At 73.2% G+C, this 23129-nt stretch carries 23 protein-coding genes and 1 other RNA gene; 9 read left to right on the top strand and 15 right to left on the bottom strand.

Features of this window, described 5'->3' with window-relative positions; all coding sequences use genetic code 11:
* Window positions 1–48: 48 nt before the first annotated feature.
* Window positions 49–2652, top strand: coding sequence for an autotransporter domain-containing protein (locus ACE37J_RS12545; RefSeq protein WP_409711596.1), 2604 nt, complete (start codon window positions 49–51; stop codon window positions 2650–2652).
* A 6-nt stretch (window positions 2653–2658) separates the two neighbouring features.
* On the opposite strand, the gene ACE37J_RS12550 is transcribed toward ACE37J_RS12545, so the two are convergent.
* Together ACE37J_RS12550 and ACE37J_RS12555 are read right to left on the bottom strand one after the other, a co-directional pair.
* Entirely contained in the window at window positions 2659–3882 is a 1224-nt protein-coding gene (locus ACE37J_RS12550) for a glycosyltransferase (protein WP_409711597.1), read from the bottom strand.
* Complete coding sequence (locus ACE37J_RS12555; protein ID WP_409711598.1) at window positions 3879–4391, bottom strand: hypothetical protein; 513 nt, start codon at window positions 4389–4391, stop codon at window positions 3879–3881. The genes ACE37J_RS12550 and ACE37J_RS12555 overlap by 4 nt, the downstream gene beginning before the upstream one ends.
* 481 nt (window positions 4392–4872) lie before the next feature.
* Between ACE37J_RS12555 and ACE37J_RS12560 the strand changes: the two genes are divergently transcribed.
* Genes ACE37J_RS12560 through ACE37J_RS12570 form a run of 3 tightly spaced genes read left to right on the top strand, consistent with a single transcriptional unit; the run spans window position 4873 to window position 7794 of the window.
* Entirely contained in the window at window positions 4873–5055 is a 183-nt protein-coding gene (locus ACE37J_RS12560) for a hypothetical protein (protein ID WP_409711599.1), read from the top strand.
* 26 nt (window positions 5056–5081) lie between these two features.
* Entirely contained in the window at window positions 5082–6899 is a 1818-nt protein-coding gene (locus ACE37J_RS12565; protein WP_409711600.1) for an HAD-IA family hydrolase, read from the top strand.
* 31 nt (window positions 6900–6930) lie between these two features.
* Window positions 6931–7794, top strand: coding sequence for a sulfotransferase (locus ACE37J_RS12570; RefSeq protein WP_409711601.1), 864 nt, complete (start codon window positions 6931–6933; stop codon window positions 7792–7794).
* Window positions 7795–8080: 286 nt separating this feature from the next.
* Here the strand turns inward: ACE37J_RS12570 and ACE37J_RS12575 are convergent, their stop codons facing one another.
* The 8 genes from ACE37J_RS12575 to ACE37J_RS12610 form a co-directional block, all read right to left on the bottom strand.
* Window positions 8081–8437 carry a peptidoglycan-binding domain-containing protein gene (locus tag ACE37J_RS12575; RefSeq protein WP_409711602.1) on the bottom strand — a complete coding sequence of 119 codons (357 nt, stop codon included), beginning with the start codon at window positions 8435–8437 and terminating at the stop codon, window positions 8081–8083.
* A gap of 67 nt (window positions 8438–8504) precedes the next feature.
* A complete protein-coding gene (locus ACE37J_RS12580; protein WP_409711603.1) occupies window positions 8505–8972 on the bottom strand; it encodes an N-acetyltransferase family protein in 468 nt (155 codons plus the stop codon).
* A complete protein-coding gene (locus ACE37J_RS12585) occupies window positions 8969–10138 on the bottom strand; it encodes a benzoate/H(+) symporter BenE family transporter (protein WP_409711604.1) in 1170 nt (389 codons plus the stop codon). Before ACE37J_RS12585 ends, ACE37J_RS12580 begins: the two co-directional genes overlap by 4 nt.
* 65 nt (window positions 10139–10203) lie before the next feature.
* Window positions 10204–10983: a hypothetical protein gene (locus ACE37J_RS12590; protein WP_409711605.1), complete on the bottom strand. Its 780-nt coding sequence runs from the start codon at window positions 10981–10983 to the stop codon at window positions 10204–10206.
* 97 nt (window positions 10984–11080) lie between these two features.
* Window positions 11081–13090 (bottom strand): RNA polymerase sigma factor RpoD, encoded by a 2010-nt coding sequence (gene rpoD, locus ACE37J_RS12595; protein WP_409711606.1) that lies wholly within the window; start codon window positions 13088–13090, stop codon window positions 11081–11083.
* Window positions 13091–13166: 76 nt separating this feature from the next.
* Window positions 13167–15122: a DNA primase gene (gene dnaG / locus ACE37J_RS12600; protein ID WP_409711607.1), complete on the bottom strand. Its 1956-nt coding sequence runs from the start codon at window positions 15120–15122 to the stop codon at window positions 13167–13169.
* Between the two features lie 59 nt (window positions 15123–15181).
* Complete coding sequence (locus ACE37J_RS12605) at window positions 15182–15871, bottom strand: hypothetical protein (RefSeq protein ID WP_409711608.1); 690 nt, start codon at window positions 15869–15871, stop codon at window positions 15182–15184.
* 1 nt (window position 15872) lies between these two features.
* Window positions 15873–16151, bottom strand: coding sequence for a DUF3572 family protein (locus ACE37J_RS12610; RefSeq protein WP_409711609.1), 279 nt, complete (start codon window positions 16149–16151; stop codon window positions 15873–15875).
* A 114-nt stretch (window positions 16152–16265) separates the two neighbouring features.
* On the opposite strand from ACE37J_RS12610, the gene ACE37J_RS12615 reads away from it, so the two are divergent.
* On the top strand, window positions 16266–16643 hold the full coding sequence (locus tag ACE37J_RS12615; protein ID WP_409711610.1) for a response regulator: 378 nt from the start codon (window positions 16266–16268) through the stop codon (window positions 16641–16643).
* A 29-nt stretch (window positions 16644–16672) separates the two neighbouring features.
* Window positions 16673–18025, top strand: coding sequence for a diguanylate cyclase (locus ACE37J_RS12620; protein ID WP_409711611.1), 1353 nt, complete (start codon window positions 16673–16675; stop codon window positions 18023–18025).
* A gap of 415 nt (window positions 18026–18440) precedes the next feature.
* Here the strand turns inward: ACE37J_RS12620 and ACE37J_RS12625 are convergent, their stop codons facing one another.
* From ACE37J_RS12625 to ACE37J_RS12640, 4 genes are read right to left on the bottom strand one after another with little or no spacing between them, the layout of a single operon-like run.
* Window positions 18441–18926 (bottom strand): hypothetical protein, encoded by a 486-nt coding sequence (locus tag ACE37J_RS12625; protein ID WP_409711612.1) that lies wholly within the window; start codon window positions 18924–18926, stop codon window positions 18441–18443.
* A complete protein-coding gene (locus ACE37J_RS12630; protein WP_409711613.1) occupies window positions 18926–19336 on the bottom strand; it encodes a hypothetical protein in 411 nt (136 codons plus the stop codon). Before ACE37J_RS12630 ends, ACE37J_RS12625 begins: the two co-directional genes overlap by 1 nt.
* On the bottom strand, window positions 19333–19935 hold the full coding sequence (locus ACE37J_RS12635) for an RNA polymerase sigma factor (RefSeq protein WP_409711614.1): 603 nt from the start codon (window positions 19933–19935) through the stop codon (window positions 19333–19335). The genes ACE37J_RS12630 and ACE37J_RS12635 overlap by 4 nt, the downstream gene beginning before the upstream one ends.
* A 39-nt stretch (window positions 19936–19974) precedes the next feature.
* On the bottom strand, window positions 19975–20475 hold the full coding sequence (locus ACE37J_RS12640; RefSeq protein WP_409711615.1) for a calcium-binding protein: 501 nt from the start codon (window positions 20473–20475) through the stop codon (window positions 19975–19977).
* Window positions 20476–20634: 159 nt separating this feature from the next.
* Here ACE37J_RS12640 and ACE37J_RS12645 point away from each other — a divergent pair, with 159 nt between their 5' ends.
* From ACE37J_RS12645 to ACE37J_RS12655, 3 genes are all read left to right on the top strand, one after another.
* Window positions 20635–21048 carry a DUF983 domain-containing protein gene (locus ACE37J_RS12645; RefSeq protein ID WP_409711616.1) on the top strand — a complete coding sequence of 138 codons (414 nt, stop codon included), beginning with the start codon at window positions 20635–20637 and terminating at the stop codon, window positions 21046–21048.
* A gap of 66 nt (window positions 21049–21114) precedes the next feature.
* The gene (locus tag ACE37J_RS12650; RefSeq protein ID WP_409711617.1) at window positions 21115–21804 is read left to right on the top strand and encodes a DNA mismatch repair protein MutT; all 690 of its coding nucleotides are present in this window, start codon (window positions 21115–21117) and stop codon (window positions 21802–21804) included.
* Window positions 21804–22982, top strand: coding sequence for an MFS transporter (locus ACE37J_RS12655; protein WP_409711618.1), 1179 nt, complete (start codon window positions 21804–21806; stop codon window positions 22980–22982). Before ACE37J_RS12650 ends, ACE37J_RS12655 begins: the two co-directional genes overlap by 1 nt.
* 8 nt (window positions 22983–22990) lie before the next feature.
* Here ACE37J_RS12655 and ffs read toward each other — a convergent pair.
* Window positions 22991–23088, bottom strand: an RNA gene (gene ffs / locus ACE37J_RS12660) — signal recognition particle sRNA small type.
* Between the last annotated feature and the right edge of the window lie 41 nt (window positions 23089–23129).

Genomic DNA, 23129 nt, shown 5'->3' on the forward strand with positions numbered 1-23129 from the left:
GAACACTCTGGTTGACGTTGCGTAATGTAAACTCATGCAGGCGGCGTCATGTATTGGCCTTTCCAATTGGCTCGGGTCGGGTTTGTCGGCCTGATTGCGGTTTGCCTGGAGGCTGGCCCCGCCGCCTCGGGCTCTTGCGACCCCGCCCCCGCGGCGAACCCGACGGGGCTCGTCACCTGTGACGATGGCGGGCCGGCCGCCGCCCGGTTCGCCTATGGCGCGGGGCGGCAGGAGATCGAACTGATCGGCGGCGAATTCACGCAGATCACCGCGGGCGACGGTGACGACCAGTTTACGGTTTCCGGCGGCGTCACGGGAGCGCTGGCGGGGCAGGCGGGCGACGACACGTTCATCGGTCTCTCCGGCTCGGTCGGCGTCGTTTCCGGCGGAGAGGGAAATGACGTGCTGGAACTGCGGGGCGCAGATGTCCGCGCCCTGTCAGGTCTCGTCGGGGACGACGTCGTGCGGGTGACGAGCGGGACCGTTGGCCGGATCTCTGGCGGCGACGGGGCGGACGACATCCTGCTCTCGGGCGGGTCCGTCGGCGAGGTCGATGCGGGCGGCGGAAACGACAGCGTGACCCTCGACGGGACGGCGACGGTGACGGGCGTGCTGCAGGGCGGCGACGGGGCGGACGACATCCTGCTCTCGGGCGGGTCCGTCGGCGGGGTCGACGCGGGAAGCGGAGATGACAGCGTGACCCTCGACGGGGCGGCGACGGTGTCGGGCGTGCTGCAGGGCGGCGACGGGGCGGCGGACAGGCTGACGCTGACCGGGGCCGGCGCGATCGACGCCTCGCTGATCGATTTCGAGACTGTGCTCGTCGACGCCGGCGGCGACTGGACCCTTGACGGAAGCGGCCTGTCAGGCGGGCTGACCGTTCGCCCGGGCGGCAGGCTGACGGCGCCGGCCGGCGCGGACCTCGCGGTCGTCGATTTCCTGCTCGATGACGGCGCGGCTCTCTTGCTCGAGGGCAGGATCGTCTCTGCCTTCGGCAACCTTGGCGCGGTGATCTCCGGGGCGGTCTCCGGCTCCGGAGTGCTGGAGGCGACGTCCGGCGCGCCGATCCTCGTCACGTCGACGGCGACGATCTCGCCCGGCTCCTCGATCGGAACGCTGACCTTTCGCGGGCCCGTCACGCGGTTCGAAAGCGGGGCCCGCCTGATCTCCGAGCTCGATCCCGGCGCCGCGCAGAACGCCGATCTCTTCGTGATCGAGGGAGACGCGCAGCGCGCGGAGCGGCTGACCGTCGAGGCGCCGGGGATCCGCGGCGGCCTCACCCCCGCGGAACTCGCGGCGGGCGGGGATTACACGCTGCTCCGCGCGACGGGTCTCAGCGGCGCGCCGACGGTGACGGAGGGCGCGAACCTGCCCGCCGCGGCGCAGCTTCAGGTCGTCGGAGACCCGGCGCAATCCGGCGAGGTGACGATCCGCTTCATCGACGCGACGGCGAGCCCGCAGCTCCCGACCGTCATCGCGAACAAGCCGCAGGTGACGGCGACCGGAAACCCGAACCACTCGACGCTCGTGACCACGGTCGCCATGACGGCGGTGACCAACCCGACCGTCACGCTCGCCACCGGCCAGCCGGTCATCGACGTGATTCCGACGCTGACCAACGGAAATCTCGCCGCCTTCAACGGCGTACACGCCGAAGCCTACGCCACCCATCTCTCCGTGCTCCTCGAACAGCTCGACGAGGTGGCGAACACGGTGATGGACCATGCGAGCGGGCTCGGGCAGCCATTCGGCTCGGGAGCCGCGCCGGTTCCCGTCGCTTCGCAGGGCGGCGCGGCGGGCGACGCGCGGAGCCGGGTCTGGTTCGACGCGGGTTTCGTCACCGGAGACATCGACGGCGACAACGGGCTCGGCGGCGTGGACTACCAGCTCTACAACATCGTCGTCGGCGTCGATCTTTTCCGGAGCGAGGCCTTCACCGGCGGCGCCTTCCTCGGCGCCGGGCGCTCCGAGACAGGCGAGCACGACGTCGTGGACCAGGATTTCGAGACGGACGCCGTCCATGCCGGCCTCTACGCGCGGTATCGTCTGGAGAGCGGCGTCACGCTCAGCGGCGTCGCCGGCCTCAGCTATGCGCGCACCGAGACCGAGCGGGACAATCCGGCCGTCGGCGGCTTCACCGGCGGGACGGCGGAGGCGGAGTTCGACAGCATCGGCCTGTTCGCCGGGCTCCGCGCCGCGAAGACCTTCGGGGCGGAGGGTTTCCTCATCACGCCCTCCGCCGGCGCGTATTTCGGCTATGTCGATCAGGAGAGCGCGCAGGAAACAGGGGGCGGCGATTTCAACTACCGGATCGGAGGAAGCTCGGCGGAATCCTTGGTCACCTCGCTCGGCCTCTCGCTCGAACGGCCGATCGCGACGGGCGCGGGCGTGCTGACCCCGGTCGCCTTCGGGCGCTACGAACATGACTGGCTCGCAGGCTCCGACGACGAGCATGACGTGACCGTGACGAGCCCGGTCTTCGGCGCGTTCCGGCAGGTCGGCCAGTCGCGCGGCGACCATGGCTTCGTCGTCGGCGCCGGCCTCTCCTATGCGCTGCGGGACGAGATCGGCCTGAGCGCCGGCTACCTTTACTCGCACCGCTCCAACGGCGAGGAGCATGGCTTCGGCGCGAACCTGACGATCCGCTTCTGAACGCGCTCAGGGCGCGGCGATCTCCTCCAGGAGGCGGAGGAGCGCGGCGGCCTGCGCCTCCGGGCTGATGACCTCGGCTTCGAGCTTCGCGCGCGCGGCGGGGCCGGGGCTCGGCAGGCCCTCTTTCACGAGGCGGGAGAGGGCGCGGCGAAGCTCCCGCGCGCCGGCGCCGAAGGGGAGGATCGTGGCGTTCTCGCCGTCCGTCAGCGGCTCGACCGGGGCGCCGCAATCGGTCGCCACGATATGGACGCCGCGGAGCGCGGCTTCCCGCGTCGTCAGCCCGAAGGTTTCGGGCCAGGCGGAGAGGAAGAAGAGCGCGTCGACCCCCGCATAGAACTCGTCCGCCGTCCCCGGCGTATAGCCGGGGACGATCGTGACATGGCGGGCGAGGGGGCCGAAGCGGTAGGCGCCCCACCAGCTGGCGCCCACATTCGTCGCGGCGTCCACCAGCACCAGCTCCGCCCTTTGCGGGTCGAGCGCGGCGAAGGCGCGTTCGATGACCGGCCAGCCCTTGATCGGCCCCGGCCCGCCGACATAGCCGAAGCGGAGCCGCGCGGCGGGGCGCTTCGCAAAGCCCGGGCCGGGCGGCGAGACGCCGTTGGGGAGGAGGGCGCCCCGCTCCGGCGGCGCGCCGTTGATCTCGTGCCGCCGCCGCGCCTCACGGCTCGGATAGGTGATGCGCGCGGCGCGGGAGAGCGCTTCGAGCGCCCGCGCGCGGCGGCGCGCCAGCGTCCCCCGGTTCTCGACGCAGGGGGCGCAGATTGCGGGGTCGATCCGCTCCTGCCCGCAGAAGCGGCCCCGGTAATCCATCAGGAAGCTCCGCTCGCAGAGCCACCAATAGTCGTGCGTCGAGAGGAGGAAGGGGATGCGCGCCGCGTGCAGCGCGTCGATCAGGCCGATCCCGAGGTCCTGGATGCAGTGGAGATGCGCCGCGTCGGGCTTCAGCCGGGCGAGGAGGCGGGCGATCTCCGCCGTCATCGCCGGATTGTCGAAGGAGAGGTCGCGCGGGCGCTCCCCGCCGAGATTGATCGTCCAGTGCTCGCCGCCGGTGGCGAGCCGGGTGCGGAAGAGCGCGGGGCGGGGGGACGCGCCGTAGTTGGAGAAGGAGAGCACGTCCACCGCCCAGTCGCCGGAGGCGGCGACGCGGCGCGCCAGCGCCTCCGCCACCATCGTCGCGCCGCCATAGGAGCGGGGCGCGAACCAGACATTGGCGACGAGGAGGCGCTTCATGCGGGCCCGACCGGCGCTTCGGCGAGCGCGAGGAGGCGGGCGCGGAGCGCGGGGGAGAGAGCGGCTTGAGACGCCCAGGAGCGGCGGGCGGCCTTCGCCTCTTCGGGCGCCTCGGCGCGCTGGGGGAGGCCGAGCCGCGCGGCCTCAAAGCTGAGGGGCGGGAAGGCGGGCGCGCGCGCCGCCGCGCCCCGCCACGTGATCGCCGAGGCGGATTGCAGGGCGGAGAGGAGGGCGAGCGGCTCCCCGATCTCCGCGATTTCCAGCGGCTCGCCCCCGCCCGGCGGCGCGTCGAAGAGGCCGGCGGCGAGCGCGGCCTCCCAGCTTTCGGTCAGGGCGCGGAGGCCGAGCGCGTCCTCCGCCGGCGGGGCCTGGAGATTGGCGCGCCGCTTCGCCGCCTCCCGCCGCAGGATGCCGGGAATGTCGAGCGGGCGGGTGAGGAGGGCGCGGAGGAAGAAGCCGACATCCGCCCGCGTCGGCGCGGCCTTCCAGATGCTGACGAACCCGCTCATGGCTCCGGTTTGGCCGGTCGGGGCGGGGGCGCAAGGGGGCGGGGCTCGCTCGCGGCTCTTGCTTCCGGCCTCGATCGCGGCTTTCCGGGGGAAAGCCGCAGAGGCCGTCGCCCGGAGGCGAAGGCCGGAGGGCGAGGGCAAGCCGTCGCGACGGTCGAAGATCGGGCCGTGCGCCGCGGTGGGCGGGCGACTCCGCGCCCGCCGGGGGCGGCGGCGCGGGCTGATCGACGCGGGTCGATCAGCCGGTGAGCTCTTGGCGGCGGTTCGCGAAGGTCAGTCGGGAGCATAACCATGGTTATCGTCGTTTTCCATTGATATTGCTTTAGAAAACCGTGATCGACTTGAAACAATTTTGCCCGCATGCGCGAAAACCGCCCTCGCCTCGCCCCTCCACGCCGCTATAGAGACGGAAGCCGCAGAGGGGCCCTGATGATCGGACGCGCCTACGCCTCGCCGAACGGCGCATCTCGCCTTCGAGACGATGCGGCGCGGCCGCGCCTGCGGCCTCGGCGGCTGCGGGCCGCTCGTCCTCTCCCGCCTCTCCGAACTGCCGCCGCTCGCCGCCGGGGCGGAGGCGGTGAGCTTCGACGTCTTTGACACGCTGATCCACCGCCGGCTCGCGCACGAGGCGATCCTGCGCAAGACGGCGGCTTCGCGCGGCTGATGGCCGGCGGGCGGCGGGGAGGCGGCGTGGTCGCCCGCCACGATTTCGCGCGGGCGGCGAAGGCGCGGATGCTGGCAGAGGGGCGGGGGGACGAGCCGGCGCTCGGCGCGCTCTTCGAGGCGGCGCTGGAAGCGGCGGGCGTGGCGGAGGCGGGCGCGCTCGCCGCCCGGCTCGTCGCCTTCGAGGCTTCGGTCGAGGCGGAGTCGATGGAGGTCGACGGGGAGGCGGCGGAGACGCTCGCCGCGCTCGCGGCGGCGGGGAAGCGGCTCGTCGCGGTTTCGGACATGTATCTGCCGGAGGCGGCGCTCTCCGCCCTGCTGGAGCGGGCGGGGCTGCTCGGGCGGTTCGAGCGGGTGTTCGTCTCCTCGGAGGCGGGGTGGACGAAGAAGGGCGGGCGGCTCTTCCCCCTCGTCGCGGCTTCGCTCGGCCTGCCGCCGGAACGCATCCTCCATGTCGGGGACCGGATGGAGGCGGATGTGGCGCCCGCCGAGGCGGCGGGGATGCGGGCGGCGCATCTTCTCGACCGGCCGCGCCTCGCGGCGCGGGAGGCGGCGCGGCTGGCCGAAAGCTGGGTTCCGGCGCCGGAGACGCGGCGCGCGCGGCTCCGCGCGGCGCACGGGTTCGCGGCGGAGGAGGCGCTCGGCTCGCCGGAGGCAATGGTCGATCAGCTCTTCGGCCCCGCAGTCGGCCTCCTCGCGCTCCGCGCGCTCGCCCATGCGCGGCGAACGGGGGCGCGGCGGCTCTTCCATCTCTCGCGCGATGCGACCATCGCGGGGAAGGTCGCCGCGGCGGCGGCTGCGGCGCATCCCTGGCTCGCCGGTCCGCCGGAGATCAACGAGCTGGCGGTGAGCCGGGCGCAGGGCGCGCTCCTCACGCTCGGGCGGGCGGAGGATATGTGCCGGCTCGCCCATCTCCTCACCTATCTCACGGGCCAGCCGCCCTCCGCCGCCGCCTTCCGCGCCGCCTTCGGGCTTGAGGGCGCGCTCCCCGGCGCGCTGGAGCGGGCGGAGGGGGAGGCGTTCGTCGCGGGGATTGACGACGAGGCGGGGGCGCTCGCCGCGCTGCTCGCCCCGGCGCGGGCGCGGCTTCTGACGCATCTGGAGGGGACGGGCCTCTTCGGGGAGGGCGGGGCCGTCGCGGTCGATATCGGCTATTCCGGCACCTTCGCGGCGCAGCTTTCCGCGCTCTTCATGGCGGAGCCGGCGCGGGCGCGGCGGATCGATTTCCTGTTCCTTCTCACTTCCCGCCATGTCGAGATGAATCTCCGGCGGCTGCATCCGGCGATCCGGCTCCTGCCGGGCGTCGCGCTTGACCATCGGCGGCGGGCAGGGCGGTTCGCGGCGCGGAATTTCGCCTGGGCGGAGCCCTTCCTCGCCGACCCGGCGCGCGGGCGGCTGACGGGCTATGACGCGGCGGGCGCCCCCCTTTTTGCGCCGCCGATGCTCAACGAAGCGGCGGCGGCGGCGCGGCGCGCGCTGCGCGAGCGGCTGCGGGCGCGGGCGCTCCGCTTCGTGGCGGAGTTTCCGGGCGGGCCGGGGGATGCGGAGGAGCTTTCCGCCCTTCTCCAGCGCCGCATCGCCCGCTTCGCCGCCCGGCCCTCGGGCGCGGAGGAGCGGGCCTTGCGCGCGCTCGCGCACCAGACCGGGCAGGCGACGCTGACGGCGCAGGCGCCGACGCGGCTTGTGAACCCGTTCCGGATCGCCTCCGAGCTGGAGGCGCTGCGGCTGGAGGACCGGTGGATCGGCGGCTCGCTTCGCCGCTCCGGGCTCGGGCTCCTCGCCCTCATCCTCGCGGACGCGCCGGAGCGGGACGGGCGGGCGGACCCGCGCGCGCCGTGGGATTGATGCGCCCCGCAGGCCGGCGTAAGGCGCGGCGATGAAGAAGCTCCTCCTCTGCGTCGGCGCGGCCAAGACGGGCACGACCTGGCTTTACCGCAATGTCCGCGCCAATCCCGGCCTCTGGTTCTCGCCGGAGAAGGAGCTGAACTTCCACTTCACGCGGCACGGCTGGTTCGACCGGCTGACGCCGGAGATCCGCAGCCGGAAGATGGAGGAGCGGCTCGCGAAGCCCGACGCGGACGAGGCGATGGCGGAATGGTATCGCCGCTTCGTCGAGGGGCCGGTGGGGCCCGACTGGTACCGGAGCCTGTTCGACGCGGCGCCGGCGGAGCGCTGGGCCTGCGATTTCTCGCCCTCGACCTCGCTCATCCCGGCTTCGGGCTGGGCCGAGGTCGCGCGCTTCGCGCCGGAGATGCGGTATATCTACATCATGCGGGAGCCGGAGGCGCGGCTCTGGTCCCACGCCAAGTTCCATGCGCGCTATACCGGCGCGGCGGAGCGGTTCCGCGGCCTTTCGCTCCGCGGGATGGAGCGGTTCGTCGAACGCTCGCAATTGCTGGTGGACGGGAATTACGGAACGAACCTTTCCGCCATGCTCACCGCGGTTCCGCGCGAGCATGTGCTGCTGCTCGACCATGCGCGGATCGCGGCTTCGCCGCAGGCGGCGCTGCGGGAGGTGGAGGCGTTTCTCGGCCTGCCCGAGACGCCGGACCCGGAGGGGATCGCGGCGCGGCCCGTGAACGTCACGGAGGCTTCGCCGCCGCCGCCCGGCTTCGGGGATCGCTGGCGCCGGCTCTTCCGGCGGGAGACGGCGCGGCTTGTCGATCTGGGCGTCGGCTTCGCGGCGCCCTGGGCGCAGCTCCATGCGGAGCGGCGGGCGCGGCTGCTGCCGTGGTTCTGAAGCTGAGGCCGGTCTGACAGAACCGGCCGGGCGGAAACGCTGCGCGCTCCGCCCGCCCCTTGGCCCGTGCGACCAGCGCAGGCCGCGGCCTCCCTCCCGCATGGGAGGCCGCATCGCGACGGCGCAAGACGTGCAACCGTGGAAGTTCGTGACGTCATAAACCGCGCCGACCAACCGCTCCGAGGCGGCCGCCCGAGGGAGGCCGCGGCCCTTCGCGCTTCGTTCGCCCGGCGACCGGCCTTGCCGGAGCGCGCCGCGCCTCCCGGATCGGCCCCTGCGCCGAGGCTCAGTTCGAAACGGGCGCGGGCGCGGCGGCGGTGGCGACGCCCGCCTCCTCCGCCGAGGCGCGGAGCATGAGGAGGAGTCCGCGGTCGAATTCGCCGGTCGCCGGGGCGCCGGCGTCGAGCTGGAAGGATTCCGCAGCGGCGCGGGAGCGGGGGCCGGCCACCCCGTCCGGCTCCCCGCCGCCGAAGCCGAGCCGGTTCAGCAGCACCTGCGCCTCCTGCACCTCAAGACGGGTGAGCGGCGACTGGTCCGCGATCACCCGCGCCTCCGCCGGGCCTGCGCGCCGCTCCGCCGGTTGCGGCGCGGCGCAGGCGGCGAGCAGCGCGAGAAGGGGGAGGGCGAGCGCGGGGCGGATCATGGGCGTCTCCTTCGAATCTCCGGGCGAAGTGTAGGGCGCCGGAGCGGGATTGCGAAGGGCGGGGGGCTCAGCGGGCGAGGCGTTCGAGACTTTCCTCGGCGACGAAGAAGAGCGTGAGCCCCGGCTCCTCCTCCATCAGGCTCCGGTAGAAGCGGCAGGCCCGCTCGTTGCGGCGGAAGGCGGTGAGGGAGATGAATTCGCCGCCCTCCGCCTTCACGGCCCGCGCGACGGCGGATAGGAGCGCGCGGCCGATTCCTGCGCCCCGCCGCGCCTCGCTGACGAAAAGGTCGCTCACGAAGGCGCCGCGCGCGGCGTAGGCGGTCTCATAGGCGAAATGCCAGAAGACGAAGCCTTCGAGCCCCCCGGCGCCCTCGGCCACGAGGCAGCGGACCGGCGCGCCGGGCGCGATCACGTCGCGAAGCGCGGTCTCGGCAGTGAAATTCCCGGTCGGATCGCCCTCATGGGCGGAGAGGCCGTCCGCCAGGGCGGCGAGGGCGGCGGCGTCTTCCGCGCGCGGCAGGCGGATCGTCGTCACGCCTTCCTCCGGATCAGGTGGATCGCCCCACCCGCGAGGAGGCCCCAGAAGGCGCCCGAGACGCCGAAAAGGCTGAGCCCGGAGGCGGTGGCGAGGAGGGTGACGGCGGAGGCCTCCCTGTCCTCCGGCTTCGCGAAGGCGGCGGCGGCGGCGCCGGCGAAGGCGCCCATGAGCGCGAGGCCGGCCACCGCCTCGATCAGCACGACGGGCGCGAGGGCGACGAAGCCGGCGGCGAGGCCGGCGAACACGCCGAAAAGCACATAGGCGGCGCCGGCCGAGATCGCCGCCCAGTAGCGGCGCTTCGGATCGGGGTGCGCCTCCTCCCCCATGCACATTGCGGCGGTGATGGCGGCGTAGTTGCAGGCATGGCCGCCGAAAGGCGCGGCCAGCATCGTCGCGAAGCCGGAGAGGGAGAGGGTGAGGCCGGCATGGGCGGGATAGCCATGCGCCTTCAGCACGCCGGCGCCCGGCAGGTTCTGCCCCGCCATCGTCACGAGCCAGAGCGGCAGCGCGACGCCGACGAGCCCGGCGACGGAGAAGACCGGGAGGGTGAAGACCGGCTCCGCCGCCGCGGCAGCAGAGAGGGCCGAAAGCGCCTCCGCCCCCGGCCGCACGCCGAATACGACGACGAGCGCGAAGCCGAGGAGCGCGCCGGGGGCGGACCAGATCTTCCCGATCCGCCCGCCGATCAGCCAGCCGAGGAGGATCGTGAGCCCCCAGAGCGGATCGAAGGCGAGGGCGCGGAAGGGTGCGAGGCAGAGCGTGAGAAGCACCCCGGCGAGGAGCGCGGCGGCGAGCGAGGCCGGGATGCGCTCGATCAGCCGGCCGAGCGGGCGCACGAGCCCGGTGAGCGCGAGAAGCAGCCCCGCGACGAGGAACGCCCCCACCGCCTCCGCGAAGCCGCCGGGGAGCGGGCCGGTGCTGACGAGAAGCGCGGCGCCCGGCGTCGACCAGGCGAGCGAGATCGGGACGCGGGTGCGCGCGCAGAGGAGGATCGCCGCGAGGCCCTTCGCTATGGCGATGGCCATGAGGCCCGAGGCCGCCTCCGCCTCCGTCGCCCCCGCCGCGCGGAGGCCCTGAAGCACCACGGCGAAGGAGGAGGCGAAGCCGACGAAGGCGGCGAGGAGGCCCATGAAGACGGCGGAGGGGGAGAGGTCGCGCAGCATCCGCGACTTCTGTCCGAAGCGCGGCGGCGCGTCCAGCGCCCGGCGCGCTCAGCGGCGCGGGGGGCTCACCACCAGATGCGCCGCTCGATCCGCCAGAACGCGCCGTAGACCTTGTGCCGGATCGGCCGCAACACGCGGAAGATTCCGAAGAGCAGGAGCGTTGTCGGCGTGTTGACGATGAGGCTCCCGAGCCGGCCCTGCCAATGGCGCTCGATCATCGCGATGCCTTCGCGCCAGGCGTCGTTGCGGGAGCCGAGACTGTCATGCCGGACGAGCCAGTCGATCACATAGGCGCGCCGCCCCGCCGCCCGCGCCGTGAGGCAGAGGTCGGTGCCGTAGAAATGGAAGCCGGAGAGCCCGACGGAGGGGCGCACAGGGGCCTTCAGGTTCAGGATCAGCAGGTTCTCGTCGAGCGAGTGGACGGATTGCGGCGGCTTCCCGACGCGCACGTTGTCGTCCCCCGGATGGGTGATGCGGTAGACGGGAAACATCAGCGCGCGGAACCCGGCATTGCCCGCCAAAGCCCATTCCGGGTCTCGCGCGTCGAGCGCGTCGAGCGCGGCGTGGAGCGCGGCGGCGTCGTCCAGCGGGGTCACGTCCTGATGGAGGACGATCAGGCGCTTCCCCTCCGCCTCGTCGATGAAGCGGTGGATCGCCTCGTAGCAATCGTAATGGTTGCGGCCGAAATTCCGCACGATCATCAGCGTCGTGTCCTCGGCGCCGAAGCCGGCATCGCGGAGACTGGCGACGCAGGCCGCGAGCTCCTCCGCATTGGTCGCGACGATCCCGATGCTCCAGCGCGCCGTTCCGGTCGCCGGTTCGCGGTGAAAAGCGGTCTCGTCCATCATGCCCCCCGGGCGCGGATTTCAGGGCGCGCCCGGGCGCAGGAAGCCGGAAGAACGCGACGTTTGCGTTAATGGCGCGCCCGGAGGCGCGCCCGGCTCAGCCTTCGAGGAAGGAGCGGAGCTTCCGGCTCCGGCTCGGATGCTTCAGCTTGCGGAGCGCCTTCGCCTCGATCTGGCGGATGCGCTCGCGCGTCACCGAGAATTGCTGGCCGACCTCCTCCAGCGTGTGGTCGGTGTTCATGCCGATGCCGAAGCGCATGCGCAGCACCCGCTCCTCGCGCGGGGTGAGCGAGGCGAGGACGCGGGTCGTCGTGTCCTTCAGATTGCCCTGAATGGCGGCCTCAAGCGGCAGGACGGCGTTCTTGTCCTCGATGAAGTCGCCGAGCTGGCTGTCCTCCTCGTCGCCGATCGGCGTTTCGAGGGAGATCGGCTCCTTGGCGATCTTCATCACCTTGCGGACCTTCTCCAGCGGCATCTGGAGTTTCGTCGCCAGCTCCTCCGGTGTCGGCTCGCGGCCGATCTCGTGCAGCATCTGGCGGCCGGTGCGCACCAGCTTGTTGATCGTCTCGATCATGTGGACGGGGATGCGGATGGTGCGCGCCTGGTCCGCGATGGAGCGGGTGATCGCCTGCCGGATCCACCATGTCGCGTAGGTCGAGAACTTGTAGCCGCGGCGATACTCGAACTTGTCCACCGCCTTCATCAGGCCGATGTTGCCTTCCTGGATGAGGTCGAGGAACTGCAGGCCGCGGTTCGTGTATTTCTTGGCGATGGAGATGACGAGGCGGAGATTGGCCTCGACCATTTCCTTCTTCGCCAGCCGCGCCTCCTTCTCGCCCTTCTGGACGGTGTGGACGATGCGGCGGAATTCGGTGATGTCGACGCCGAGATTCTCGCCGATCTCGCCGATCTCGCGGCGGTTCTCCGTCAGCGCGGCGCGGTCCTTCTCGACCATCGCGGCCCAGCCCTTGCCGGAAAGCTTCGCGACGCGGGCGATCCAGCCCGGATCGAGCTCGGCGCCGCGATATTCGCGGATGAAGTCCTGCCGGTTCACGCGGTGCGAATCCGCGATCTTCACGAGGTTCGATTCGAGCGTCAGCAGCCGGCGGTTGATGCCGTAGAGCTCGTCGATCAGCGTCTCGATGCGGTTGTTGTGGAGGTGGAGCGAGTTCACCTCGTCCACGATCTTCTGGCGGAGCTTCTGGTAGCTCCGCTCCTGCGTCGAGGTGAAGGACTGCGCCTCGTTCCGCGCCGCGTGGATGCGGCTCTCCTGCATCTTGTGGAGCTTGCCATAGTCGCGGCTGATGCCGCGCAGCGTCTCCAGCACCTGCGGCTTCAGCGCCGCCTCCATCGCGGAGAGGGAGAGGTTGCTCTGATCCTCCTCCTCGTCCTCCTCGGATGCGTCATCCCCGGCCTCGGCCGTCTCCTCCCCGTCCTCGTCATCCGCGCGCGGCGCGGGTTTCGCGGCCTTCGGCGCGGGCTCGGCCTGCTCTGCGGCGGCCGGGGCGGCGACGACGGGCTCTTCCTCGCCCTCTGCGACGGAGCGGCCGAACGTCGTTTCGAGGTCGATGACGTCGCGGAGCATGATCCGCTCTTCCTCGAGCTCCTCGAGCCAGATCGTGATGGCGCGGAAGGTTCGCGGGCTCTCGCAGAGGCCGGCGATCATCGTGGACCGGCCCGCCTCGATCCGTTTGGCGATGGCGATCTCGCCCTCGCGGGAGAGAAGCTCGACCGTGCCCATCTCGCGCAGATACATGCGCACCGGGTCGTCCGTCCGGTCGAGCGAGGCGTTCTCGGAGCCGGAGGTCGCGACCTCCCGGCTCTCCTGCTTCTCCGGCTTCTGCTCCTCCTCCGAATCGGCGCTCTCCTCCGCCTCGATGACGTTGACGCCCATCTCGGAGAGCATGGCCATCACATCCTCGATCTGCTCGGAGGAGACTTCGGCCTGCGGGAGAACCTCGTTCAGCTCGTCATAGGTGATGTAGCCGCGCGCCTTGGCCTGACCGATCATCTTCTTCACGGCGGCCTGGCTCATGTCGAGCATGGGGCCGGAGGCTTCGCGCTGATCCTCGGTCGTCTGGCTTTCGTCTACATCCTTGGCGGCCATCAGCGTCTCCATGCTTGCCGCGCGGGGCGGCGGCTCAGGCGAGATACGGTCGAATCATCAGCGAATCACTGATTCGTCAACTGCGTGCGCCCTTTCGCTTCTCGGCGGAAAGGCTGCGGGCGATCTTTTCGAGGCCGACGAGCAGGTGCGATTCGTCGTCATCGGCCTCGGGGAAGGGCGGCGCCGCGTCCCTGAACTCGCGGAGTTTCACCGCTTCGAGCCGGCGGTCGAGGTCCTCGCCGGCCCCGGCGCCGATCTCGGCCTCCGCCTCCGCCACTTCCCGCGCCCGCGCGATCAGCGCGGCGTGCCGCGCCAGCGTCTCGTCAAAGCCCGCGGCGGCGGCGTCCTGCCCGGCGGCCGGCGCCGCGAAGCGCGCGCCCTCCCCGGAGGCGAGGAGAGGATGCGAAGGCGCCCCGAAGCGGGCCTCCACCGCCGCGCGCCAAGCATCGGCGCCCGGCGCGATATCCGGAAACTCCCCTGCCGCGGAGATGAGGGCGCTGCGCAGGCTTTCAAGGTCCCGGCACAGAAATTCGACGGATTCGAGCGCGTCGAGCCGGGCGAAGGCGAGGGCGGGATGGTTCAGCGCGGCGAGGAGGAGCGCCGCCTCCCGCCCCCGCGCCTCCGCCTCGCGCCCCGCGGCGCGGACGAGGGCGGAGGCCTTCGTCTCCGCCGTCGGCGCGGGCGGGTCGGCGAAGGGCGCGAAGGGGCGGCGCGCGCTTTTCGCCCCGCCGCGCGGCGCGAGGCCGGGCGCGCCGAACGCCTTCGCCCGCCGCTCCCGAAGCGCGTCGGCGTAGTGGCCGCGGAGGCCGGGGTCAGTGATCTTCGCGAGCGCGGCGCGGAGGCGCGCGTCGAGCGCGGCGCGCCGCTCCGGGCTGTCGAGCTCCCGCCCCTCCGTCTCCCGCCGCCAGAGCAGCTCCACCATCGGCAGCGCCTTGTCGAGCGCGGCGCGCATCGCGCCCGGCCCCTCGGCGCGGATCAGGTCGTCCGGGTCCCGCCCCTCGGGGAGGAGGGCGAAGCGGAGGCTCTTGCCGGGTTCGAGAAGCGGCAGGGCGATGTCGATGAGCCGCATCGCGGCGGCGAGGCCCGCCCTGTCCCCGTCCAGCGCCAGCACCGGCTCCTCCGCGATGCGCCAGAGGAGGCGCAGCTGGTCCTCCGTGATGGCGGTGCCGAGCGGGGCGACGGCGTGGGCGAAGCCCGCCTCCGCCAGCGCGATCACGTCCATGTAGCCTTCGGCCACGATCAGCGCGCCGGCCTTGCCCGCCGCCTCCCGCGCGGGGCCGTGATTGTAGAGCGTGCGGCCCTTGTCGAAGAGCGCGGTCTCCGGCGAGTTGAGGTATTTCGCGCGGGCGCCCGGGTCGAGCGAACGGCCGCCGAAGGCGATGCAGCGGCCCCGCGCGTCCCGGATCGGGAACATCACGCGGCCGCGGAACCGGTCATAGGCGGCGCCGCCGTCTTCGGGCTGGATCACGAGCCCGGCCTCGTCCATCTCCCGCGGGGAGACGCCCTTGCCCGCGAGATGGTCGCGGAGCGCGGTGCGGCTGTCGGGCGCCCAGCCGATCCCGAACCTGTCCTGCGCCGCCTCGCCGAGGCCGCGGCGCGCGAGATAGGCGCGCGCCTCCTGCCCCTTCGCGGCGCGGAGCTGGAGGCGGAAGAAGCGCGCGGCCTCCTCCATCACGTCGGCGAGCCCGGCCCGCCGCTCCGCCTTCGCCGCCTCGCGCGGGTCGCGCTCCGGCATCGGCAGCCCGGCCTCGCGCGCCAGCGCCTCCACCGCCTCCATGAAGCTCATGTTCTCCGCCTCGCGCAGGAAGGTGACGGCGTCTCCCTTCGCGTGGCAGCCGAAGCAATAGTAGAATCCCTTCCGGTCATCGACATGGAAGGAGGAGGATTTTTCCTGGTGGAAGGGGCAGCAGGCCCAGTAGTCTCCCTTGCCCGCGTTGGATTTCCGCTGGTCCCAGCTCAGCTTCCGCCCGATCACCTGCGAGAGGCTGACGCGGGCGCGGATCTCGTCGAGGAAGCCGGGCGGGAGGGACATGACCGGTATATCGGCCCCCCGGCCCCGGCTGGCAAGGATTCGCGCACGGCGCGCCGGGTTCAGAGCCCGAGCGCGCGCCGGATCGTCTCCTCCGCCGCGCGCCAGTCCTCCACGTGATGATCCGCCGTCTCGGCCCGGCCGACGATGGGGCGGAGCGTCTCGCAGCCGACGAGATGGAGCCGCGTCGCCTCCGCCGCGTGGCGGGCGACGCTGGCGAGCTGGTCCGCGCTGTCGTCCACGAAGGCCACCGGCGCCGCCGCCCGGTCCGCCAGCCAGCGGAGCGCGCGGCCCTTGCCGCCCTCGTTCATCACCACCGGATAGTCCATGCCGAGCCCAGCGAGATTGGCGACGCGGCAGGCGCGGACCTTCGACGGCGCATTGGTGACGACGACGACCTGCGCCTCTCGCGAGAGGCGGGCGAGGGTCTCCGCCGCGCCGTCCACCGCCGGCTGTCGGCGCGTCTCCGCCTCGATGAAGTCCCAGACGAGGGGCTGGATCTCCGCCCGCGTCAGCGCCTCGCCGCGCGGGCCGCGGATCGCCGTGTCCAGCCGGTATTCGGTGAGCCGGAAGGCGTAGCCGAGGGATTCGAGCCAGGCGCCGAAATGCCGGGCGAAATGCACCAGCACCTCGTCCGCGTCCACGGCGAGGAGCGGGCGGCCGGGCGCTATCGCCGCCGCCTCCAGCTCCTCCGCCACACGGCGCGGAATTTCATCGAGATCGTTCGCGAACCAGTTCGCCTGCCGGGTCATCTCATGTCCAATCGTGAACGTCGCCGCCGGGGAGCGCGGCGCGGGCGCGCATCGGCGCGTCGGGCTTCAGGCCCTCGGCCGCGGCGAATTCGAGGAGGGCGGGTTCGTCCGCCAGCAGGAAATCGAGCACGAAGCCGAGGAATTCCGGGTCCCCCGCCCGGGCTGCGACATCCGCCGCGGAGGCCCCGCTCGCCGCGAGGAAGGCGCCCGAGAGCCGCTCCTCCCCCACGATCCAGCCGAGCGCGCGCAGCGCAAGCGCTTCCGCCGCCTCGCTTTTCAAAATCGCTCCATTTCGTTCGATATTTCCGCGATCCGAAAAGCTTTCGTTAAGACTTCCGCCGGTAGAACCGGGGCGAACGGCGGCTTGACCGGCGCCGTACGGCGGAGGCGGTGGATGCGGAAGAAGGTGCTCATCGTGGAGGACAATGACCTCAATCTCCGGCTTTTCAACGACGTTCTCGCCGCCGAGGGTTACGAAACCCTGACCGCGACCGGCGAGGAGGACGTGCCGGCGATGGCCCGGAGCGCGCGGCCGGACCTCATCCTCATGGACATGCGGCATCGCGGCGGCGACGGCGTGGAGACGACGCGCCGGCTGAAGCGGGACGAGGAGACGAGCGGCATTCCCGTCATCGCGGTGACGGGCTGCGCCCTTGCGGGGGACGAGGCGCGCTTTCGCGCCGAGGGCTGTGCGGATTATCTCGTGAAGCCGGTCTCTCTCGTGCATTTTCTCGGCTCCGTGCGACGACATCTCGGCGATGTCGCGCTATGAGCGTCGGGTGAGCGGATCGGGGACGGGCGATGGCCGGACGCGTATCGATCGTGGAGCCTGACGACGCGCGGCGCGCGGGGATCTCGGCCGCGCTCTCCGTCGCCTATATCGAGGAGGCCGAGCCGGGCGACGCCGCCGATCTCGTCATCGCCGACGAGGCGGCCGGGGAGACGCCGGCGGAACTGAAGGCCCGCCATGGCGGCGCGCCCGTGCTCTTCATCGGCCCGGAGGCGGGCGCAGCGCGCGCCTTCGCCGAGGGAGCGGACGATTTCCTGCCCCGCGCGGCCGAGCCGCGCCTCCTCCTCGCCCGCGCGCGCCGGCTGATCCGCCGCCGCGCCGCCGAGGTGGAGCTCACCTTGCGCGCCGCGACGGCGCGGGAGCTTGGCGTGGAGCCAGAGGCGCGCGAGGCGGCGACGCCGCCGCGGCTCCTCCTCGTCGCGCCGAAGGGGCCGGAGGCGGAGGCGCTCCGCGCCGCGCTCGCCGCGCTTTCGGGCGGGGAGGCGCGGCTCGCTTCCGGCGGCTTCGCGGCGCTCCGCGCGGCGGAAACCGACCCGCCCGACGCCGTGATCGTCGCCGACGGGCTGGAGCGGCTTTCCGCCGGGGGCTTCGCCGAGGGGGAGGATGCGATCGGCCTCATCGCCGCGCTTCGCGCGCGGGGGGAGGCGGGGCGGAGCGCGATCGTCCATCTCTGCGACGCCGGCGCCGCGGGCCGCGCCGCCGCCGCGCTCGCCGCCGGGGCGGACGAGAGCGCGCCCGGCGCCGAAGGCGCGGCGGAGGAGATGGCGGCGCGGCTTCTGGCGGAGCTCGGCGCGCGGCGCCGGCTCTCCGCGCTCCGCGACGGGGTGGAGGCCGGGCTCCGCGCCGCGGCGGAGGATTCGCTGACCGATCCGCTCACCGGGCTTCGCAACCGGCGCTATTTCGACCGGCACGCCAGCCGCCTTGCCATGCGCGCGGCGGAGACGAACGGGCGGCTCTCCCTCCTCCTCTTCGATCTCGACCGGTTCAAGGCGGTGAACGACAGCCTCGGCCACGATGCGGGCGACGCCGCGCTCCGCGCCTTCGCCGACCGCCTGCGCCAGGCGGTGCGGGGGGCGGACCTCGTGGCGCGCATCGGCGGGGAGGAGTTCGCCGCGATCCTCGTCGGCGCAGGCGCGGCCGAGGCCGCCGCCGTGGCGGAGCGGGTGCGCGCCGCGGTGGCGCGGGCGCCGGTGCCGGCGCCGGGCGGGGGGGAGATCGCGCTCACCGTCTCGGTCGGCGTCGCCGCGCTCGCGGCGGGGACGGCGGGCGCGTCGGGCGACATCTCCGCCCTGATGCGCCAGGCGGACGAGGCGCTGCGCGCCGCGAAACGCGGCGGGCGCGACCGGGTCGAGTTCGCCGGGTAGGGGCCGCGCGGAGGCGTCATCCGCGCCGGACGGCTTTGGCGAGGCCGAAGCGCCATGGACGTCTTCGGACGCCGCGGCGAGGGCCGATCCGACAGAGACACAGCGTGTTCCTGCAAGGTCGGCCGACGTGCGAACGGAGCGCGGAGGGCCGCGGCCTCCCTCGGGGGGCCGCCTCGGGCCGATTGTTCGAAGCGGTTTATGGCGTCACGGCCCCGGACGATTGCACGCTTTGGGCCGTCGCGATGCGGCCTCCCATGCAGGAGGAAGGCCGCGGCCCGGGCTGGTCGCCCGGGCCAAGGGGCGAACGGGAGCGCGGCGCTTCCGCCCGGCCGGGTCCGACAGGTCGGCGCCTGTGACTGCGCCGGGAGAGCAGCGCTTCCTCCCCTTTGCCGCAGGTTCTTCCGCGCCCGCCCGACTACCGCCCGTGCGCCGTCCGCGCCTCGAGATGCGCCGCCATCGCCGCGGAGAGCCGCGCGCGCTCCGCCTCGGTCAGGAGCATCAGCGCCTCGACCATCGCCGCGTTGCGGGCGGCGTGGGCCGCCGCGCGGCGCTCCATTTCCTCCGCGAGCATGGCCGACATGCCCATGGCGTCGAACTGCGCGGCCCCGACGCGCCGCGCGACCTCCTCCCAGCGCCGGAGCGAGGCTTCGCGCCAGCTTTCCCCGCGCGCCCCCTCCATCAGCGCGCGCACCGTCTCGCGCCGGTCCTCGCCCGCGGCCTCGACGATCTGGCGGGAGAGGTGGAAACTGGAGACCCTGGGCCCGTCCTTCTCCCGCCCCGACTTCACGAAGGCCCCCGCCGCGAGGCCGAGCAGCAGGCAGTTGACGACCAGCGAGGCGACCAGCGCCCGCCGCGCCGCCTTCGACCCGAGGCCGAGAATGCGCCCGTCCGCCCCCGCCATCACCAGCCCTCCGGGACGTCGCCGAAGGCGATGAGGGCGCCGGAGAGCGGATCGTCCTCATAGGCGACGGCGCCCGCGCCCTGGTCCAGCAGCGCGTCCGCCGCGCCGGCGACCATCGAGGTTTGCCCGAGCCAGAGCCCGACGAGCGCCGCCGCGGCGCAGGCCGCCGCCGGGCGGAGCGCGGGCAGGGCGGCGAGGAGCCGCGCGAGCGCGCCGCTTCGCGCCGGGCGCCGCGGCGCGGCTTCGGCTTTCCCGCGCGAAGCGGCGACATCCGCCGCATCCGCCATGATCCGTTCGAGAAGCCCTTCCGGCGCGGGGCCGGGCGGGGCCGCCCGCGCCGCCGCAAGCGCCGCGTCAAGCGGCGCCTCCCAGTCGGCCCGCCCGGGGCCCATGTCGCGATCCTTCGTCATTTTCCCACCTTTCCGCCCGCGCCCGTTCTCGCCGCCCCCGCCGACCAGGCGGCGAGGTCGCGCGCCAGCGCCCGCCGCCCGCGCGCGAGGAGGCTCTCCACCGCCTCCACGCTCACGTCCAGCGCCGCCGCGATCTCGGGATTGCCGAGATCCTCGAAATGCCTCAGCGCGACCGCCGCCCGCTGCCGTTCCGGCAGCCGCGCCATCGCGGCGGAGACGGCCGCCGCCGCATCCCCCGCCTCCAGCCGGGCGAGGGCGCCGGGCGCCGGGTCCGCCGGCTCCGCGATGTCCTCGAGCGGCGGGCCGTTGCGGCGCCGCTTCCGCAGCCGGTCGATGCAGAGATTGGTCGCCACCCGGTGCAGCCAGGTGGAGAGCTTCGCCTCCCCCGCCCGCCAGTCCGGCGCGATCCGCCAGAGCCGCATCATCGCCTCCTGCGCCACATCCTCCGCCTCCGCCGCGTCGTTCAGCATCCGCCGCGCGAGGGCGAAGACGGCGGGTGTGAGCCGGAGCGTGAGGGCGTGCGCCGCCAGCCGGTCCCCGGCGGCGAAGCGCGCCAGCAGCGCCTCGTCTGTCTCCTCGTTCGGGCCGTCGAAAGACATGCTCACGCCGCGCCTTCGCCCCCCCTTCCGCGCCGCGGGTCAGTCCGCGTCGCGGTCGCGCATGTGTCCGTGTCCGTGCCCGTGCCCATGCCCGTGGCGGGCGGAGAGCGCCTCCTCCCGCGTGATGCGGCCGTCTCCGTCCGCGTCGATCCGCTCCAGCATGGCGGCGCGGCGGCCCTCGTGGCGGGCCTCGATCTCCGTTCGATCAAGGGCGCCGTCGCCGTCCGCGTCAAGCGCGGCGAAGCGTTCGGCGGCGCGGGCCTCGGCGCGGGCGGCGGCGTGCGCCTTCATCTCCGCCTCGGTCACCTTGCCGTCCCCGTCCGTGTCGATCGCGTCGAATCGCGCCTCATGCGCGGCCGCCCGCTCCTCCGCGTCGATCGCGCCGTCGCCGTTCGCGTCCATCCGCTCGAACATCCGGTCGACCATCGCGGCGCGCCGCTCCGCGCGGTCGCCCCGGTCCCCGTGGCCTTCCGCGGCGACGACGGCGCCGGCGACGACGAGCGCGGCGGCGGCGCCGAGATAGAGATAGGTGCGGTTCATGGCCTGTCCTTCCGGTTGCGGCGGGGCGGTTCTTCTCCCCGCTTCGCACCTCTCACGCGCCGCGGGGCGGGTTCCGTCGCCGCGCTTCCGTCGCGACATGGCGCCGCAAGACATTCGGCGCAGTCGCCGCGCCGCCCGCGCGGTCATACCTTCCCGCGCATGAGAGATCTGATCGACCGCAGCGAACCTGCCCCGCGCCCGCTCGGACCCGCCCTCGCGAAGGGCTGGCGCCGCCGTTGCCCGCATTGCGGCGGCGGTCATCTCTTCGACGGCTACCTGACGGTGCGCCCCGCCTGCGACATCTGCGGAGAAGAGCTGCATCATCACCGGGCGGACGACGCGCCGAGCTGGCTCACGATCCTCATCGTCGGGCATGTGATCGCGCCGCTGATGATCTCCGCCTATCAGCTCTTCGACCTGCCGATGTGGGCGCATGCGGCGATCTGGCCGGTTCTGGCGCTGACCGGCGTCGTCATCCTCCTGCCCCGCGTCAAGGGCGGGGTGGTGGCTTTCCAGTGGGCGCACCGGATGCACGGATTCGACACCGAAGCGGGCGCGGCCGCGGCGCGCTGAGGCCGGGCGCCGGCGCCTGCGTTCGCGGCGCTGGACAGGGCGCCCCCCGCGCGATGTATATCGCGCATGACCGAGATCCTCATACCCCGCCACGCCGCCACGCTCGTCCTCATCCGCCGCGACCTTTCCGAGCCCCGCGTGCTGATGGGCCAGCGCGGGGCCGGGGCCGCCTTCATGCCCTCGAAATTCGTCTTTCCCGGCGGCGCGGTGGACGATGCGGACCGCGCGCTCGCGCCCCGCTTCGCCGTGAACGAGGAGGATGCGCCGCGCCTCCGCTCCCGCGCGGCGGAGGCGGAGGCGAGCCCCGCCGCCCTCGCCCTCGCCGCGGTGCGGGAGACGTGGGAGGAGACGGGCCTCGCCCTCGGCGCGCCCCACCCGGCGGCCGAGGCGGAGACGGAGGGCGCGCCGGAGGACTGGCGCGGCTTCTTCGCCGCCGGCCTCCGCCCGGCGACGGAGCGGCTGCGCTTCATCTTCCGCGCCATCACGCCGCCCGCGCGCACAAGGCGGTTCGACGCGCGGTTCTTCCTCGCGGACAGCGCGCTGGTGCATGGCGACCCGGATGATCTCTCCCGCGCCTCGGGCGAGCTCAGCCATCTCAGCTGGCTGACGCTGGGGGAGGCCCGGGCGCTCGACCTGCCGTTCATCACCGAGGTCGTGCTCGCCGAGGTCGAGGCGCGGCTCCGCGAGCCGGGGGCGGCGCGGCCGACCCCGTTCTTCCACCATGACGAGGGGCGCTCGTTCCTCGACCACCTCTGATGGTCGCGGTCGACGACGGCGCCGCCGCGGCGGCGGGGCGGATGCGCGGCATGATCGCCGCCATCGCCGCGATCTCGATCTTCGCCTTCTCGCTCTCGCTCTCGATCCCGCTCTTCTCGATCCTCCTGGAGCGGATGGGGGCGAGCGGCTTCATGATCGGCCTTTCCGGCGCCTCGGCGGCGGTGGCGATCCTGATCGGCGGGCCGCTCCTGCCGATGGCGCTCCGCTTCGTCTCACTGCCCTTCCTGATGGTCGCGGCCTGCCTCGGCATGGCGGGGCTGCTGCTGGTCTTTCCCTTCTTCCCCGATCCCTGGATCTGGATCGGGCTGCGCTTCGTCTTCGGTTTCGGCGCCGCCGCGCTCTTCTTCGCCTCCGAGCTCTGGATCATCTCCGCCGCGCCGCCGGGCAAGCGGGGCCTCGCGATCGGGGTCTACGGCCTTTTCCTCTCGCTCGGCTTTCTCGCCGGCCCCGCGCTCCTGAAGCTGATCGGGACGGTGGGCTGGGCGCCCTTCATCGCCGGCGCCGCGATCTGCCTTGTCGCGATTCCGCCCGTCCTCCTCGCCTGGGGGGACAGGCCGGACACGAGCGAATCGGGCGGCGGCGGCGCCTCGCCCTCCGAGGTGATCCGCTTCTTCAGGACGGACCCTGCCGTGCTCTGGGCGGTCGCGCTCTTCGGGCTGATCGAGACGGGGGCGATGGGGCTCCTCCCGGTCTGGTCGCTCCGGCTCGGGCTCGGGGAGCAGGCGGCGCTGACGCTCGTCGCGCTCGTCGCGGCGGGGAATGTCCTGATGCAGATCCCGATGGGCTGGATCGGGGACAAGCTGGACCGGCGGCGGCTCCTCGGCTTCTGCGCGCTCTCGGCGGTGGCGGCGGCATGGGCGGTGCCGACCCTTTCGGGGACGGAATGGCCGCTCTGGCTCGTCACGGCGTTCTGGGGCGGGCTCGTCGTCGGGCTCTACACCTTCTCGCTGAACGAGCTCGGCTCGCGCTACGAGGGCGCGGCGCTGGCGCGGGGGACGGGGGCGTTCATGTCGGCCTACGGGCTCGGCGCGCTCGTCTCGCCGCCGCTCCTCGGCTTCGCGCTGGACATGTTCCCGCCGCACGGCCTCTTCTGGATCGTCGCGCTCGCCGCCGCCGCCTATGTCGCGATGCTGGCGCTCCGGCCGCGGCGACGCTGAGGGGGGTGAGGTGAGAGACCGGACGCGACCCGAGCGAATCTCGTTGCGGCTGCTTCCTTCCGGACCTGACCGGGTTGGCGAGGGGCCCGCCCGCGCCGATCTCTCCCCCCGCATATACGAAAGCGGCAGGCCCGCCGCAAGGCGACG

It is taken from the genome of Pikeienuella sp. (genome assembly GCF_046290545.1).
In the GTDB taxonomy this organism is placed as follows: domain Bacteria; phylum Pseudomonadota; class Alphaproteobacteria; order Rhodobacterales; family Rhodobacteraceae; genus Pikeienuella.